We start from the raw sequence: 16,497 nt of genomic DNA, 5'->3' as shown, positions 1-16,497 counted from the left end.
CCGCGCGCCGCGCCGCCGACGCGCTCGCCGCCGCCGACAGCCGGACCGCCTTGCGGTGGCGGCGCCGCCGATGCGGTCGCCGGGTCGATGCCCGTGTTGCTCTTCGCCCAGCTATAGCACGCGCCGTCGTCGCTTTGCTGTTGCTGGGCGCTTTGACCTTTGGACGGATACGCGATCGGCTTGCTCTGCGCGATCGCGTCGAGCGCCATCATGGCGATCACGATGGCGCAACCCGCGCGCAATTTGCTTGAATTCATGGCGACTCCCTTGACTGATTCCTTTGATACACGACGCCGTCGTTGTTCGCAAGGCATGCGGTCGCGAAGGCGCCTGGCGCACACTTTCCGTATTTCGTGAGGATATGAAAGTGATGTCCGTGATAAGCGTCGCCCGTGTTTCGATCCTTGAAATAGGGTTATGGACGGGCTCTGCTGCGGGGACGACGATTTCGACACTGAGGAATCGAATCGACTTCTCGAAGATATGCGAAGCCCCCATCGATTGCAAGAATGGCGGCGCAGGTAATTATTCGACCGTTCGTCAATTGTTTTCGGGCTTTTAATTACCCGCCTAAAGCGATGATCGCCATCGACGAACGGACGCCGCTATTTGACCTTCACTTCGTTTTCCAGAGGCTGATTCTTCTCGAAGGCCGTAATGCTTTGCAGCGTGGTCGCGCAGATCGTCGTCAATGCTTCGCGCGTCAGATACGCCTGATGCCCGGTCACGATCACATTCGGAAACGAAACGAGCCGCTGAAAGATATCGTCGGTGATGATTTCGCTCGACAGATCGCGAAAGAAAAGTCCCGCCTCCTGTTCATAGACATCGATCGCGAGGCCGCCGAGCTGGCCCGTCTTCAGCGCCTCGATGACGGCTTCCGTGTCGATCAGCCCGCCGCGGCTCGTGTTGACGAGCAACGCACCGGGCTTCGCGCGCTTGAGCGACTCCGCATTGATGACGTGATACGTCTGCGGCGTCAGCGGACAGAACAGCGCGACGATGTCCGCACGTTCGCCGATCTCGCCGGGCGTCGCGTACTGCAGTCCCAGCGCCGCGAATTCCTTCGACGGATACGGATCGTATCCGATCACATTGCAGCCGAAGCCCTGCATGATCTTCGCGAAGACGCAGCCGATCTTGCCCGTGCCCACGACCGCGACCGTCTTGCCGTACAGATCGAAACCGATGAGGCCGTCGAGCGAAAAGTTCGAATCGCGGGTGCGGTTATATGCGCGATGCACCTTGCGATTGATCGCGAGCAGCAGCGCGACCGCGTGCTCCGCCACCGAGTTCGGCGAATAGTCGACGACGCGAACCACCTTGATGCCGAGCTTCGCGGCGGCGGCGAGATCGACGTTGTTGAAGCCCGTGCAACGCAGCGCGATCAGGCGCGTGCCGCCTTTGTACAGCGCTTCGAGCACTTCGGCGTCCGCCTTGTCATTGACAAAGATGCAGACGACGCCGTAGCCCGCCGCGAGCTCGACCGTGTCCATGTCGAGCGACATGTCGTGGTACCTGAGCTTGTGCTTTTCGAGCTTGTTCGCCTCGTCGAGATATTCGCGCTCGTAGGGCGTCGAGCTATAGATCGCCACTTCCATGATGGCCTCCTCTTCGAAATTTCGATGGCATGGTGATGCAACGCCTAACCCGCGGCAAGCGATATGGCGATCTGCACGAAAAGCACTTTGACGATGGTCATCGACGGGAAAATCATCGCGTACATGATGTCGGGCTGATCCGTCGGCGCGATGCGATTCGCGAACGCGAGGATCGCCGGATTGCCGGTTGCGCCGCAGATCACGCCGATCGACGTATCGAAGGGCAGCCTGAAAATCCACAGGCAACAGATAGCCGTGACGCTCACGAGAATCAGCAGCGTGACCGCGCCGTAGATCAGCAGTATCGGCCCGGCCGTGGCCACGGTCGCGACGAACTTCGGCCCGCAGGAAATGCCCACTTGCGCGAGAAAGAGCGTGAGGCCGAGGTTGCGCACGACGAGATTCGCGGACAGCGGCATCACCCACACGAAGGGCCCGTTGCGCCGCGCCTTGCCGAGACACAGCGCGACCAGCAGCAACGCGGCGAGCCCGAGGCTGAACGCGCCGAGGCCGGGAATCGGCAACGGAATCGCGCCGACGAGCAAGCCCAATGCCGCGCCGATGCCGAGGCAGATGAAGCTCAGATCGGCCGTGCCCTTGATCGAATCGCCGAAGAACGTGCGCATGGTCGCCTGATGCGCGCGATTGACGAGCAGTCCGACGCGGTCGCCCGCTTCGAGGATCAGATCGGGCGTCGAAAGCATGTCGGCGTCGCCGCGGCGCACGTGCGCGATCGCGCAGTTGACGCCATCGGGAAAGCGAATGTCGCCGAGCGCCATGCCGACGACCGCCCGATTCGATGCGAATACGCGCATGTAGTCGAGGTCTTCGCGATGACTCGCCATACGTCCCGGCTGCAGCTCGCCGCACAGCGCGGTGGCTTCTTCGAGCAGACGGCGGTCGGTGGCGGTGGCGAGGAGCACGTCGTCGGCGCGCAGGGTGAAATCGGCTGTCGGCAATTGATTGTGATGCGCGCGCCTCACCGCGGCGATCACCACGCCCGAAGGCAGGCGGCTCGCCAGTTCCGACAGCTTCAGACCGAAGAGATTCGCGTTTCTCACCGCGATTTCCGCGGCTTCGATCAGCTTCGCCGGCGGCTTCTGAATCTTCACCTTCAGCGTCACGTTGAGCAGGTAGATGAACAGGATCGGACCGGCGACGCCGAACGGATACGTGATGCTGTAGGCCACGGCGGCATCGTTGTTTTTCATCGATGCGATCGCGACCTGCAGGCTCGCCGTGCTGGTGCCGCTGCCGGCGAACATGCCGAGCGCATCGGCGAGCTTGATGCCGAAGTGAATGAAGCCGCACGAAGCCAGGCCCGCGACGATCACGCCGATGCACGCCGCCAGATTCGCCTTCACGCCCTCGCGGCTCGTGAGTCCGTGAAAAAACTGCGCGCCGTACTGAATGCCGATGCCATAAAGAAACAGCAGCAGTCCCAGCGTGCCGAGAAGCGGCGGCGGCGCGGACTTGGGCGCGAATGCACCGATCGCGAGCCCGACGAACAGCACCGCGCCCGAACCCAGCGCCACGCCCTTGATATTGATCTCGCCGATCAGATAACCCAGCGCAATCGTCAGGAAGAGCGCGAAAAGCGACTGATTTTCGAGGAAGGTCCTGACTGCATCCATGCCGCCTCCTGTGGGTAGACAAAGCAACTCAGCAGTACACGAACATTAAAGGCGCTTTGCGGCGCGCAGTCCAGCGCCGCCGCGCATTTCAGCGCGATTCGAACACGACCACGCTGCGCGCCTCGACACGGCATGCGCCGCGTTCGGCCGATGCCGTTTCGCCATCCGGAACAATATCCTGCGGCGATTCGGCGGCCGTATTCACGATGCGCCGCCAGCTTCGATTGTCGAGGACGGGCAGCGCGATTTCACGCGCGTCGTCGTTCATGTTGAAGGCGATATGCAGCATCGGCTCGTCCGCCGCGTGGCCTGCGAGCGTGAGCGCCACGAAACGCGCGTTTTGGTCGTGCCACGCGGGCGCGTCGAGGCGTTCGCCGTGCCATGCGACATCGGGATGCGTCTGTCCGCTCGCGGGCTGTCCCGTCAGAAAACGCCGGCGGCGCAGGCTCGCGTGACGCTTGCGCAACGCGATCATCTCGCGCACGAAGCGCAGCATGTCGCGTGCGTCGTCGGAGAGTTGCCAGTCGATCCATGACAGCGCGTTGTCCTGGCAGAACGCGTTGTTGTTGCCGCGCTGCGTGCGCAAGATTTCGTCGCCGGCGAGCAGCATCGGCACGCCCTGGCTCAGGAGCAGGATCGCCAGGAAGTTGCGCGCCTGCCGAAGCCGCATGCCGATGATCGCAGGGTCGTCCGTCTCGCCTTCCGCGCCGCAGTTCCACGACAGATTGTCGTTGTTGCCGTCGCGATTCTGCTCGCCGTTCGCCTCGTTGTGCTTCGCCTCGTAGCTGACGAGATCGCGCAACGTGAAGCCATCGTGACAAGTCACGAAATTGATGCTGTTCGAGGGCAGCCTGTCATCGTCCTGATAGAGGTCCGCGCTGCCCGCGATGCACGTGCACACGTCGCCGATGATTCCCGGATCGCCGCGCACGAAACGCCGGATCACGTCGCGGTAACGCCCGTTCCACTCGGACCACGTCATGCCCGGAAACGAGCCGACGTGATAGAGGCCGCCCGCATCCCATGCCTCGGCGATCAGCGGCACGCACGCGAGTACCGGCGACGCTTCCATCGCCCACGGCAAAGGCGGCGTGCTCAACAGCTCGCCGTGCTCGCCGCGCGCGAAGACACTCGCGAGATCGAAGCGGAATCCGTCGACGTCGAGTTCGCGAACCCAGTATTCGAGACAGCGCATGATGAACGCCGACACGAGCGGATGATTGCAGTTGAGCGTGTTGCCGCAGCCGGTGTAGTCGCGATAATGCCGCGCGTCGTTCGAATCGATCTGATAGAAGGCTTCGTCGGCGAAGACCTTGAAGTGGATCACCGGCCCGTTCTTGCCCGCCTCCGACGTGTGATTGAACACGACATCGAGCAACACGCGAATGCCCGCCGCATGCAAGGCGTCGACGAATTCGCGGAACTCCTGCGGCGCGCGCGAACGCTCCACGCAATAGCGCGGATGCGGGCTGTAAAAGCTGTGCGTGCTGTAGCCCCAGTAATTGCGCAAGCCAAGGTCGGCGGCGAAGGCGGGAATGTCCTGTTCGTCGAAGGCCATGACCGGCAACAGTTCGACGTGCGTGACGCCGAGCGCCTTCAAATAAGGGATTTTCTCGATGAGCCCCGCGAACGTGCCGGGATGACGCACGCCGCTCGACGGATGCCGTGTAAAACCGCCGACATGCAGCTCGTAGATGATCGCATCGTCGAGCGTGCGGATTTCGATGTCCTCGTCGGGCCGGTCGAGCGGCTCGGTCACGATGCCCCTGAGCGACGCGTGCCCGGCCGCGTTCGCGTCGGCGGCGTGGTGCCGATGATAGAAGCGGTCGCTCACGCCGCGCGCGTGCGGATCGAGCAGTTCCTTGCGGCTCGCGGCGTCGTCGCTCATCTGCGGCACGCCGAGCGGACCGTATGCGCGCCACGTATAGCAGCAGCGCAACGGAAGCTCCTCCACGAAAACATGCCAGAAAAGATACGTGCGGTTCGCGTCGCGCGTCAGGCCGACGATCTGAAACGGCTCGGCGCTTTCTTCCGATGCGTACAGCAGCAGTTCGACGCGCGTCGCGCGCCGGCAGAACACGCAGAAGTTGACGCCGCCCGGCGACACCGTCGCGCCGAGCGGAAAGCGCGAGCCGGGCCGCGTGCGGTAACGTCCTTCGGCATTCGCTTCAGGGCCGGGCACGATCGATCCCCACGGAGATGCGTCTTGCAGATGCGTACGCTGCGGAAACATCGCTCACGGCCGTCCCCTCTTCGGGTCATCACACTGAGCAAGAATATGTGAGACGGCGCGGATTACAAGCGGCACGCGCATCGCTCCCATTGTTTCCGATTGCGCAACCGGCGCGTCGCCTGCGAATCAGACGCCCGCCGTCCGCGGAACGCCGAAAAGCGTCCTGAGCGTCTTCTTGTCGATCTTGCCGACGCTCGTCTTGCTGATCTCATCGACGAAACATACGTCGCGCGGCACCGCATAGCGCGAGATGCGCCCCGTTTCCGCGATGCCGCGCAGATAGCGCGCGATCACTTCTTCGGTGACCGGCGTCGCGCAATCCGGCTTCTTCACGACGAGCGCGAGCGGACGTTCGCCCCACTTCTCGTCGGGCACGCCGATCACCGCGACTTCCGCCACGCCCGGCAACTGCGAAATGAGGCTTTCGACTTCCAGCGACGACACCCATTCGCCGCCCGATTTGATCACATCCTTCGCGCGGTCGGTGATGCGCAGATACCCCGCCGCATCGACATGACCGATATCCTGCGTGTGCAGCGCGCCGCCATCCCACAACTGCGCGGACGCCTCGCGATTCCTCAGATAACCCTGCGTGAGCCACGGCGCGCGCACGACGATCTCGCCGCACGTCCGGCCGTCGCGCGGCGCTTCGCGCATCGCGCCATCGACCACGCGCAGATCGACGAGCGGAATCGCGCGGCCGGTCGCGCAACGCAGGCGCACCTGTTCGTCGAGATCGAGCGTGTCCGCGTCCGGCGGCAGTTGCGCGAGGCTCAGCAGCGGCCCGCTCTCCGACATGCCGTATCCCGAGAACACGTCGATGCCGCGTCCGAGCGCCGCGCGCGCCAATCCTTCGGTCAGCGCGCCGCCGCCGATCACGACTTTCCAGCGACGCAGATCGACGGCTTCGGCGTCCGGGCACGTCAGCAACATATGCAGGATCGTGCCGACGCAATGCGAGAACGTCACGCCTTCTTCCTCGATCAGCCTCACGATGCGCTGCGGCACATAACGGCCCGGATAGACCTGCTTCACGCCGAGCATCGTCGCGATGTAGGGCATGCCCCATGCGTGGACGTGGAACATCGGCGTGAGCGGCATGTAGACATCGCCGCGATGAAGGCGCTGGCCGCTCGCCGGACTCGCGAGCGCGGCCATGCCGGAAATCGTATGCAGCACGAGCTGGCGATGCGAGAAGTACACGCCCTTCGGCTTGCCGGTCGTGCCGGTCGTATAGAACGTCGTGGCGCGCGTGTTCTCGTCGAAATCGGCGAACTCGCGCACGGGTTGCGCCGCCGCCAGCATCGCTTCGTATTCGCATGCGAACGCGATGCCGTGCTCGGCAATCGCGCCGCCTCGATCGTCGATCCAGACGAACGCGCGCACGGTTTCGAGGCGCGTCTTGATCGCATCGATCAGCGGCACGAAGTCCGTATGCAGGATCAGAATCTCCGCGCCCGCATGATTGAGCGTGTAAAGAATCTCGTCCTGCGAAAGCCGCGCGTTCACCGATTGCAGCACCGCGCCCATCATCGGCACGGCGAAATAGCATTCGAGATAGCGATGGCTATCCCAGTCCATCATCGCGATCGTGCTGCCGTGCTTCGCGCCGAGTGCGTCGAGCGCATTCGCGAGGCGCGCGACGCGCTCGGCGAACGTGCGATACGAATGCCGTATCTCGCCGCGATACACGATCTCCTGATCCGGCGCATGCGCGAGCGGCGTGTGCAGCAGTTGCTTGATGAGCAGCGGGTACGCATACGCGCCGGGCGCGGCATGCGGGTCGAATTGCGGATCGTGCATCGTGTCTCCAGTTTCAGAAGTTGTGGCGCAGGCCGAGCATGGCCGCGGTCGTCGATTTGCCCGGCGCGGTCGGCTGGCCGTACACGATCATCTGGTTCATCGTGCCGCGATTGTTCACGTGGCCGACTTCCGCATACGCGAGCGTGCGCTTGGACAGGTTGTATTCCGCGCCGATCGCGAATTCGAGCGAATGATTCGACGACTCGTTCTTGTCCTTGATGTAGTAGACGCCGGTCGTCACGTTGAGATCGGGCGCAAAGCGGTAGCCGATGCCGCCCGAGTACAGATCGAAGTTCGCGTGGCTCGAATCGGCCGGGTTCTTGCCGTTCGCATACGAGAGCGAAAACGAGAAGCCGTGCGTCGTATAGAGGCCGCCGAAATACATGAAGCGATTGTTGTTGAGCCCGGTCGGCACGGAGCCGGGCGCGGGGTTCGTGTCGTGTCCGTTGTAGTAGACGGCGGACAGCGTGAGCCCGAAGTTCGAGTACTTCAGCACCGCCGATTCGCGCGTGCCGCCCTGAAACTGCCCCGCCGTACCGCCGGGCGCGTATTCGAGCGACAGCGAAAATCCCGCGAGCACCGGCGACTGATAAACGAGCGCATTGCTGTCATAGAGCGCGCCGATCGAGCCATTCGTGCTCGTGCCGGGCCAGCCCGCCGCAGTGTTCATCCCGAGCCATGCGGTCAGCACGCTGCCGAAGTATTGCGCGCGGCGCACGTCGGTGTCGTACATCGCCCAGATCATCGGCACGATCTGGCGGCCCGCGTTGAAGGTGCCGAACGGGCCCGACACGCCGACCGTCGCGTATTGATTGAAGCTCGCGGGGACGCCGGGGGTATCGCTCAGGCCGCTCTTGCCGGTGCCCGAATCGAACGAGCCTTGCAGCTTCACGTTGACGAAGTAGCCGCCGCCGAGATCCTCGCTTGCCTTCAGGCCCCAGATGCTCGAATAGATGCCGCCGTCCTTGAAGCGGTACACCTTTCCCGTGTCGGGCGCATTGTGCGCGAACGTCGCCGCCGACGTGCTCTGGTACAGCAGGCCCGCGTCGAGCACGCCATAGAGCGTCACGGTGGATTGCGCATGCGCGCCGCCGGCGGCCAGCGCGAGCCCTGCGGCAGTGGCGAATCTGAGCTTCATCGAGTCTCCCGATCTTGTTTTGAGCGCACCGCGTGCCGATATGGCCGCGACGTCTGGAGGCAAGAATACGCATCGGGAATGCGCGAAACCCCTCTCGCGGAGGGAGGGGTAGGGATTGCGAGAGAGGCGGGAAAACCCTGCGAAAAGCGCGCCGTGCAGCGCTATTGCACGCCTTCGAGCAGACCGAGGGCGATGGCGCGGCGCACCGCGTGCTTGCGCGAACTGGCGTCGAGCTTGCCGAAGAGATTCTTCAGATGCCACTTGACGGTGCCTTCGCCGACCGCCGCCGCGAGCGCGATTTCCTTGTTGCTCAGATTGCGCGCGAGCAATTCGAGAATTTCGCGCTCCTTCGGCGTGAGGATCACGCTCGGCAGCGCGCGCGGGCCGCCTTCGCCGGAACGCGGCGGCACGCGCACGACATGCGGCGGCACGGCGGGCCGCTCGCCCGGATCCGTTCCGCCGGTTTCGCTGAGACGCCGCGCCCAGTCCGCGAGCGCGGGATGCGCGTCGATCAGCACGCGCCCGAGGTGATAGGTCCGCGCGAGGTTCAAGGCTTCGAGAAACGACGCGTGTCCGTCGCCCGTCGCATGTTCCTGCGCGAACGCGCGCAAGGCCATCAGTTCGATGCGCTGACGGCCGAGCTTCATCGTCGCGGCGAGCTGCTCCGCGTGCGCGAGCCGGTCGATCGCGGCCTGCCAGTCCTGCCGCGCGAGCGCCGCGCCGCCGTGCGCCATCGATTGAAGCATCTGCATCGAGCGGCGCCAGATCGGACGGCGTGCGGCGCCATGTTCATCGACGAGCGCATCGATACGCTCGACGAGCGCGTCGCAGGTCTGCGCGCGGTAACGGCCCGCGTGCGCCCGCACCTGCTCGACGAGACTCGTCGCGCACACACGCGGCAGATTGCGCGCGACGCCCATCGCGTGAAGCATTTCGAGCAGATCGAGCGCGCGATGCTCGTCGCCGCGCAACGCCGCGATGCGCGCCGCCGTGCGATACGCGAGCATGACCGTTTCGGGCATCGCCGCATGTTCGAGCACGTCGAGACGATTGGCGAGCAGCGCGCCGGCCTCGTCGATGCGATCGTCTTCATACGCGATCGATGCGCACGTCGCCGCGAACATGCACGTCAGCGGATGACGCCGGCCGAGATCCTCTTCGGCGCTCGCGAGCGCGGGCAGCAGCACGCTTTCGGCGAGCTTCACCTGCCCTTCCTGAAGCCACGTCAGGCCGACCATGTGATCGCCCCAGCGCACGACATAGCCGAGCCCCTTGCCGGTCTGCGCGCGCGTCACCGCTTGCTGGAGCCTGCGCGCCTGAGCGGGCTCGCCGAGCAGCATCGCGCGGGCGGCGAGGCGGTTCGCGTGGGCCTGCGCGAGCCAGGAATCCTTCGCGGGCGGCGTGTCGGCCCACGGCTCGAAGAGCGTGAGGAAGCGGTCGGGGTCGTCGGCGTACCACGCGGCCGCGCTCATGATCAGCGCGCATTCGTAGCGCAGGGCGTCGTCGGCGCCGGGCGACGCCAGCACGCGCTCGACCTGACGCTCCGCCTCGCGATGACGTTCGCCCAGCGCGAGCGCCCACGCGACGGCAAGGCACAGCCGCGGACGCTTCTCCAATTCCGCTTCCGGCAGGCGCTCCAGCCAGTCGAGCACGGTGCCGAGCTGGCCTTGCTTGACGGCGTCGTGCAGCGACTGCTCCGCGAGCTCGTAGGCGTGCTCGCGTTCGCCCGCCGCATGCGCATGACGCGCGGCCTGTTCGAGCATGCCGCGCGCGCCGAGCCAGCGCGCCGCACGCCGATGCAGCGCCGCGCGCTCATCGTCCGACAGCGCGGTGAGGCGCGTCTGGAGGACGTCGCGCGCGAGCGGATGCAGGCGGCACCAGTCGCTCTCTTCCGCCGCGACGAACACGGGCGTTTCGCGCACGAGACGCGCGAGGCGCTGCGGGGCGTCGTCGGCGGCGGTCAGCGCGGCGCACAACTCGGGGTGCAGCACGTCCGCCACGCTGATATCGACGAGAAAGCGTTCGTCATCCGCCGACAGTTCGCTCAGCAGCGCCGCGACGAGCGGCTCGCGCAAGCCGCGCGGCCCCGCCGCGAGGTTGTCGAGCGCCGCGCGCGGGTCGTGTGCGCGCGCCATCGCGGTGAGCGCGAGTTGCAGGCCGAGCGGCCAGCCGTCGGTGATTTCGAAGAGGCGCGCGCAGGCATCGGCGTCCACGCGCGTGCCGAAACGCTGCGTGACGAGCGCGATGGTGTCGTCGACGCGAAAGCGCAGCGCCTCCGGACCGACGAGTTCCGCCTGCCCGTACGCGAGCAATTCCGCCGCCGGCTTGTCGAGGCCTTGCCGCCCCGCCGTCACGATGCGCAGATTCTGCGGCGCGTTGTGCATCACGTAATCGAGCATGTGCGCGCCCGATGCGGGCAGCCGATCCGCTTCATCGACGATCAGCACGACATCGAGCGACAACTGCGCCAGTTCCGCGAGCCACGCGGTGGCGAGTTCGAACGCGCCCGGCGCGCCCGCGCTTTCGGTGATGGTTCGCCCGAAGCCGGGACGCGCGCAGCCCGTGCGGATCGCGTGGACGAGCGCGCGCAGAAAGCGCTCGGCGTCGTCGCGATCGTCGGCGAGCAGCCACGCGACGGCCGCGCCGCGCGCCAGAAACTCGCGCCGCCATTGCGCGAGCAGCGAGGTCTTGCCGTATCCCGCGCCCGCCTGCACGAGCACGATCTGGCTGCGGGCGCTTTCCGCGTTGAGACGCGCGCGCGCGAGCAGGCCCGACGGCGCGCGCGGGGCCATCGTCTTCAGTACGAGTTCGGTGGAGGGAGAATCGGTGGGCATCGGTCGCTTTTTTGTAGTCCGCCTAGCATGGTTCGGATGGCGCGCACGCGTCAAGCCCCTCCCGTCGCGAGAGGGGCGCGCGCACGATGACCGCACTACGATGCTTTCAACCGCGCAATCGCAAGCCGAAGGAACACCATGTACCGACATCTGCTCGTGCCCATCGAACGCAGCGACGCGTGTGTTGAGGCGATCGGCCACGCGGCCGAACTCGCGCGATCGCTCGGCGCGCGCATCACGTTTTTCTATCCGCAGACGAACGCGAACGACGATGCAGTGCAGCATCGGCATGTCGTCTCGCTCTTGGCCCGCGCCGAAGCCGCGGCGCGCGCGCAGGGCGTGCCGGCGTCGGTTTCGACGGCGCAGGGCGGACAGCCGGCGCGCGAGTACGACCTCGTGTGCATCGCGCATGGCGCCGCGATGCCGCCGGTGCCCGGCGTCGCCGTGCTCGTCTGTCCGCGCGACGCCCGTCCGATGGTCGCGAAAGCGGTCGGCGCATTGCTCGCCGTGCATCGCACGCGTTCGGATGCCTACGACGACGCGCTCCTCATGGCGCGGCCCGATGCGCACGCGATCGAGCGTCTTCGCGAAGCACATGGCGAAGAGCACGCGCTGACGACGGCGTTGCGCGAACGGACATCGTCGCTGGATGCCGAACTGGACGAACTCGCGCGGCTCGCCGGGCGCGAAGCGGACCTGCTCGCGCGCGTCGCGCAATCGGTGATGAACGACGTTGCCGTCGACGATGCCTTACATGCGTGCGCGCGCTTCGCGTGGGAACGCATGGGACGCGTCGAAGGCGTCGTGCTGCCGGCCGCGCGACGCTTTCTGCGAGACGAAAACTGGAGCGCGCTCGCCGAAGAGGCGCGCTAAACCGACAAAACGAATCAGGAGACGAAAACAATGGCACATGCAATCCGCTTTCACGAAACCGGCGGCCCCGAAGTCCTGCGCTGGGAAGAAGTCGGCGTGGGCGAACCCGGACCGCACGAAGTGCGTCTGCGTCACGAAGCCGTCGGACTCAACTTCGCGGACACGTATTTTCGCTCCGGCCTCTATCCGGTGCCGCTGCCCTCGGGCATGGGCGTCGAGGCGGCGGGCGTGGTCGAGAGCGTCGGCGCGAACGTCACGCATCTGAAGGAAGGCGATCGCGTGACCTACACTGGGTTCATCAACACGCTCGGCGCCTACAGCACGGAGCGCATCATCGCGGCCGCGCCGCTCATCAGGCTGCCCGATGCGATCGACTGCACGCGCGCCGCCGCGATGACCATGCGCGGCCTCACCGCCGCGTATCTGATGACGCGCATCCGCCGCTTCGAGCGCGGCGACACGCTGCTGCTGCACGCGGCGGCGGGCGGCGTCGGGCTGATCGTGTCGCAATGGGCGAAGCTGCTCGGCGTGACGGTGATCGGCACGGTGTCGAGCGAGGACAAGGCGCGCGTGGCGCGCGAACATGGCACGGCGCACGTGATCGACTACAGCCGCGAGGACGTCGCCGCCCGCGTGCGCGAACTGACCGATGGCAAAGGCGTGAACGCGGTCTTCGACAGCGTCGGCAAGACGACCTTCAACGCATCGCTCGATTCGCTCGCGCGGCGCGGCCTGATGGTATGCGTCGGCACGGCGTCGGGGCCGGTTCCGCCCTTCGATCCGCAATTGCTCGCGATGAAAGGCTCGCTCTATCTGACGCGTCCCGCGCTCGCCGACTACATCGCCGATCCGGCCGAGAAGAACGCGCTCGCCGCCGAACTGTTCGATCATGTCGCGAGCGGGCGCATTCGCATCGAGATCAATCAGCGTTACGCCCTCGCCGATGCGCAGGACGCGCACCGCGATCTCGAAGCGCGCAAGACCACGGGTTCGTCCGTGTTCGTCGTCTGAGGAGGCATCATGCGTATCGAGCAGCTCACTTGCGCAATCGGCGCGGAACTCACTCACGTCAATCTCGCCGATGCCATTCACGACGACGCGCTCTTCGCCGAGATTCGCCGCGCGCTTCTCGCGCATCGCGTGCTGTTTTTGCGCGATCAGGAAATCACGCGCGCCGAGCATGTCGCGTTCGCGCGGCGCTTCGGCGAACTGGAAGATCATCCGGTCGCGGGGAGCGATCCCGAGCATCCGGGACTCGTGCGCATCTACAAGTCGCCCGACCAGCCGAACGACCGCTACGAAAACGCCTGGCACACGGATGCGACCTGGCGGGTCGCGCCGCCTTTCGGCTGCGTGCTGCGCTGCGTGGAATGCCCGCCGGTCGGCGGCGACACGATGTGGGCGAACATGGTGCTCGCGTACGAGAACCTGCCCGCGCACGTGAAGGAGCAGATCGCGGATCTGCGCGCGCGGCACAGCATCGAGGCGAGCTTCGGCGCGGCCATGCCCATCGAAAAGCGTCTCGCGCTCAAGGCGCAATTTCCCGATGCCGAGCATCCCGTCGTGCGCACGCATCCGGAAACGGGCGAGAAGGTGCTGTTCGTGAACGCGTTCGCGACGCACTTCACCAACTATCACACGCCGGCGCGCGTGCGCTTCGGACAGGACGCGAACCCCGGCGCGGGGCAGTTGCTCGCGTATCTGCTGAGCCAGGCTTGCATACCGGAATATCAGGTGCGCTGGCGCTGGGCGAAGAACAGCATCGCGATCTGGGACAACCGCAGCACGCAGCACTATGCGGTGATGGACTACCCGCCGTGTCATCGCAAGATGGAGCGCGCGGGGATCATCGGCGACGTGCCTTTCTGACTTTCGATGCCGGTATGACACCGGCGTTTCCAATCCATTTAATTCGGATACCTTAACGGAGTTAACCATGCAATTCTTCGACGATTCGCTGCATCCCGAGAATCAGGACAAGGTCGTCATCACCGTCGCGCCGTATGGGCCGGAGTGGATGCCCGCGGACTTTCCCGAAGACATCCCCGTGACGATGGACGAGCACGTGCAAAAGGCCGTCGATTGCTACAACGCGGGCGCGACCGTGCTGCATCTGCATGTGCGCGAGGAAGACGGCAAGGGCAGCAAACGGCTCTCGAAGTTCAACGAGTTGCTCGGCCACCTGCGCGAAGCCGTGCCCGACATGATCCTGCAAGTGGGCGGCTCGATCTCGTTCGCCCCCGAGGACGACGGCTCATCCGCCAAATGGCTTTCCGACGACACGCGTCACATGCTCGCCGATCTCACGCCGCGCCCCGACCAGGTCACGGTCGCGATCAACACGGTGCAGATGAACATCACGGAGCTGATGAATCGCAACGACATCGCGGGAACCTCGCTCGCCGAGCCCGCGTACTGGGAAGCCTATCGCGAGATGACCGTGCCCGCCGGTCCCGGCTGGGTCGAAGAGCATCTGCGCCGCTTGAGCGACGCGGGCATCCAGCCGCACTTCCAGTTGACCGGCATGCACTCGCTGGAAACGCTGGAGCGGATCATCCGGCGCGGCGCGTATCGCGGGCCGCTGAACGTGACGTGGGTCGGCATCGGCGGCGGCTTCGACGGTCCCAATCCGTACAACTTCATGGAGTTCGTGCGACGCTGCCCGGACGGCTCGTGCATCACGCTCGAATCGCTGATGAAGAACGTGCTGCCGATCAACACGATGGCCATGGCGATGGGCCTGCATCCGCGCTGCGGCATCGAGGACACGATCATCGATCAGCGCGGCAACCGCATGACGTCGGTGCAGCAGGTCGAGCAATGCGTGCGCATCGCGCGTGAGCTCGGCCGCGACATCGCGAGCGGAAAAGAGGCGCGCGAGATCTACCGGATCGGCGTGCAATACGACAGCATCGATGAAACGCTCGCGAGCCTCGGCATGAGCCCGAACCGCGCCACGGGTCAATTGAACGTGCCGCTGCGCGCCGCATAAGAGCGCATCATCGTGCGATAACACAAGGCTACAAGACAAGGCTGCCAGATCACGGAGGAGACGATCTTGGAACTGCATTGCGCAAAACCCGCTTTAACCGATGCCGCCGCGCCCACGGTCCCGCGCCGCTATGCGTGGGTCGTGTTCGCGCTGACATTCGGCCTGCTGCTCTCGGACTACATGTCGCGTCAGGTGCTCAACGCCGTGTTCCCGCTGCTCAAGGCCGCGTGGGGACTCACCGACACGCAGCTCGGCTCGTTGAGCAGCGTGGTCGCGTTGATGGTGGGCGTGCTCACCCTGCCCCTTTCGATGCTCGCCGATCGCTGGGGCCGCGTCAAAAGCCTCGTGCTGATGGCGCTTCTCTGGAGCCTCGCGACACTGGGCTGCGCGCTCGCAACGCATTACGGCGAAATGCTCGCGGCGCGCGCGATCGTCGGGCTGGGCGAGGCGGCGTACGGCAGCGTCGGCATCGCGCTGATTCTCAGCATCTTTCCGGCGCATCTGCGCTCGACGCTCACCGGCGCCTTCATGGCGGGCGGCGCGTTCGGCTCGGTGCTCGGCATGGCGCTCGGCGGCTATGTCGCGGTGCGCTTCGGCTGGCGCTGGTCGTTCGGCGCGATGGCTCTCTTCGGCATCGTGCTCGTCGCCGCGTACTGGGCCGTCGTGACGGAGAAGCGCATCGCGTCGAACCAGCCGCGCGCGATACGGGCCGAAGGTGCGCGTGTCGGCTTTCGCGCGCTCTTCACCGCGCTCTTTTCGACGGTATCGGTGATCTGCGCGTATATCGGCAGCGGCTTGCAGCTTTTCATCATGGCGGCGGTGCTCGCGTGGATGCCGAGCTATCTGAACCGCTATTACGGCCTCGCGCCCGACAAGGCCGGTGCCGGCGCGGCGGTGTTCGTGCTGATCGGCGGCATCGGCATGGTGGTGTGCGGCATCGTCACGGATCGCGTGAGTCGCGGCGTGCCCGCGCGCAAGTGGCTGACCGCGATCGCGTATTGCGCCGTTTCCTTCGTGCTGATCGGGCTCGCATTCCGCTTGCCCGCCGGACCGGCGCAACTCGTGCTGCTCGGCGCGGGCCTTTTCGCCGTCGCGGGCACGTCGGGGCCGGCCGGCGCGATGGTCGCGAATCTGACGCCCTCCGCGATTCACGCTTCGGCGTTCGCCACGCTCACGCTCGCCAACAATCTGCTCGGCATGGCGCCGGGGCCGCTCGTGACGGGCTTGCTCGCCGATCGAATCGGCCTGCTCGGCGCGTTGCAGGCGATTCCGCTCGTGAGCCTCGGCGCGATGTTCGCCTTCGCGCTCGGACGGCTGCGCTACACGCGCGATCTGCGCCGTCTCGACTCGCTGCGTCGCCACGCGGCCACTCAATGAACGACAAGGATA

Annotated in this window: 11 protein-coding genes and 1 pseudogene; 5 read left to right on the top strand and 7 right to left on the bottom strand. The window is 65.7% G+C overall.

Going from position 1 to position 16,497, the window contains the following annotated elements; all coding sequences use genetic code 11:
* From NOV72_RS13565 to NOV72_RS13535, 7 genes and pseudogenes are all read right to left on the bottom strand, one after another.
* Nucleotides 1–257, bottom strand: a pseudogene (locus tag NOV72_RS13565) (hypothetical protein); the annotation flags it as partial.
* Nucleotides 258–605: 348 nt separating this feature from the next.
* A complete protein-coding gene (locus NOV72_RS13560) occupies nt 606–1,601 on the bottom strand; it encodes a 2-hydroxyacid dehydrogenase (RefSeq protein ID WP_106855089.1) in 996 nt (331 codons plus the stop codon).
* Between the two features lie 44 nt (nt 1,602–1,645).
* A complete protein-coding gene (locus tag NOV72_RS13555; protein ID WP_106855088.1) occupies nt 1,646–3,235 on the bottom strand; it encodes an aspartate:alanine exchanger family transporter in 1,590 nt (529 codons plus the stop codon).
* An 88-nt stretch (nt 3,236–3,323) separates the two neighbouring features.
* Nucleotides 3,324–5,468: a glycogen debranching protein GlgX gene (gene glgX / locus NOV72_RS13550; RefSeq protein WP_106855087.1), complete on the bottom strand. Its 2,145-nt coding sequence runs from the start codon at nt 5,466–5,468 to the stop codon at nt 3,324–3,326.
* 126 nt (nt 5,469–5,594) lie between these two features.
* Nucleotides 5,595–7,271 carry a fatty acid--CoA ligase gene (locus NOV72_RS13545; RefSeq protein ID WP_106855086.1) on the bottom strand — a complete coding sequence of 559 codons (1,677 nt, stop codon included), beginning with the start codon at nt 7,269–7,271 and terminating at the stop codon, nt 5,595–5,597.
* Nucleotides 7,272–7,284: 13 nt separating this feature from the next.
* On the bottom strand, nt 7,285–8,409 hold the full coding sequence (locus NOV72_RS13540; RefSeq protein WP_106855085.1) for a porin: 1,125 nt from the start codon (nt 8,407–8,409) through the stop codon (nt 7,285–7,287).
* A 161-nt stretch (nt 8,410–8,570) separates the two neighbouring features.
* Complete coding sequence (locus NOV72_RS13535) at nt 8,571–11,243, bottom strand: winged helix-turn-helix domain-containing protein (protein WP_106855084.1); 2,673 nt, start codon at nt 11,241–11,243, stop codon at nt 8,571–8,573.
* A 138-nt stretch (nt 11,244–11,381) separates the two neighbouring features.
* Here NOV72_RS13535 and NOV72_RS13530 point away from each other — a divergent pair, with 138 nt between their 5' ends.
* From NOV72_RS13530 to NOV72_RS13510, 5 genes are all read left to right on the top strand, one after another.
* Nucleotides 11,382–12,116: a universal stress protein gene (locus NOV72_RS13530; RefSeq protein ID WP_106855083.1), complete on the top strand. Its 735-nt coding sequence runs from the start codon at nt 11,382–11,384 to the stop codon at nt 12,114–12,116.
* 30 nt (nt 12,117–12,146) lie between these two features.
* Nucleotides 12,147–13,127 carry a quinone oxidoreductase family protein gene (locus NOV72_RS13525; RefSeq protein ID WP_106855082.1) on the top strand — a complete coding sequence of 327 codons (981 nt, stop codon included), beginning with the start codon at nt 12,147–12,149 and terminating at the stop codon, nt 13,125–13,127.
* A 9-nt stretch (nt 13,128–13,136) separates the two neighbouring features.
* Nucleotides 13,137–13,985 carry a TauD/TfdA dioxygenase family protein gene (locus NOV72_RS13520; protein WP_106855081.1) on the top strand — a complete coding sequence of 283 codons (849 nt, stop codon included), beginning with the start codon at nt 13,137–13,139 and terminating at the stop codon, nt 13,983–13,985.
* A gap of 67 nt (nt 13,986–14,052) precedes the next feature.
* On the top strand, nt 14,053–15,108 hold the full coding sequence (locus NOV72_RS13515; RefSeq protein WP_106855080.1) for a beta-keto acid cleavage family enzyme: 1,056 nt from the start codon (nt 14,053–14,055) through the stop codon (nt 15,106–15,108).
* Between the two features lie 63 nt (nt 15,109–15,171).
* Complete coding sequence (locus tag NOV72_RS13510; RefSeq protein ID WP_425428729.1) at nt 15,172–16,485, top strand: MFS transporter; 1,314 nt, start codon at nt 15,172–15,174, stop codon at nt 16,483–16,485.
* The last annotated feature ends 12 nt before the right edge of the window (nt 16,486–16,497 follow it).

The sequence above is a fragment of the Caballeronia novacaledonica genome (genome assembly GCF_900258035.1).
Lineage (GTDB): Bacteria > Pseudomonadota > Gammaproteobacteria > Burkholderiales > Burkholderiaceae > Caballeronia > Caballeronia novacaledonica.
Note: the sequence above shows the minus strand (reverse complement) of the source record. Positions and strands in the feature narration are given on the sequence as shown.

What these genes read in the sequence shown, in the direction of transcription:
- glgX (WP_106855087.1), bottom strand. Translation starts at nt 5,468, where the DNA reads ATGTTTCCGCAGCGTACGCATCTGCAAGACGCATCTCCGTGGGGATCG.
- NOV72_RS13530 (WP_106855083.1), top strand. Translation starts at nt 11,382, where the DNA reads ATGTACCGACATCTGCTCGTGCCCATCGAACGCAGCGACGCGTGTGTT.
- NOV72_RS13535 (WP_106855084.1), bottom strand. Translation starts at nt 11,243, where the DNA reads ATGCCCACCGATTCTCCCTCCACCGAACTCGTACTGAAGACGATGGCC.
- NOV72_RS13520 (WP_106855081.1), top strand. Translation starts at nt 13,137, where the DNA reads ATGCGTATCGAGCAGCTCACTTGCGCAATCGGCGCGGAACTCACTCAC.
- NOV72_RS13525 (WP_106855082.1), top strand. Translation starts at nt 12,147, where the DNA reads ATGGCACATGCAATCCGCTTTCACGAAACCGGCGGCCCCGAAGTCCTG.
- NOV72_RS13545 (WP_106855086.1), bottom strand. Translation starts at nt 7,271, where the DNA reads ATGCACGATCCGCAATTCGACCCGCATGCCGCGCCCGGCGCGTATGCG.
- NOV72_RS13560 (WP_106855089.1), bottom strand. Translation starts at nt 1,601, where the DNA reads ATGGAAGTGGCGATCTATAGCTCGACGCCCTACGAGCGCGAATATCTC.
- NOV72_RS13555 (WP_106855088.1), bottom strand. Translation starts at nt 3,235, where the DNA reads ATGGATGCAGTCAGGACCTTCCTCGAAAATCAGTCGCTTTTCGCGCTC.
- NOV72_RS13515 (WP_106855080.1), top strand. Translation starts at nt 14,053, where the DNA reads ATGCAATTCTTCGACGATTCGCTGCATCCCGAGAATCAGGACAAGGTC.
- NOV72_RS13540 (WP_106855085.1), bottom strand. Translation starts at nt 8,409, where the DNA reads ATGAAGCTCAGATTCGCCACTGCCGCAGGGCTCGCGCTGGCCGCCGGC.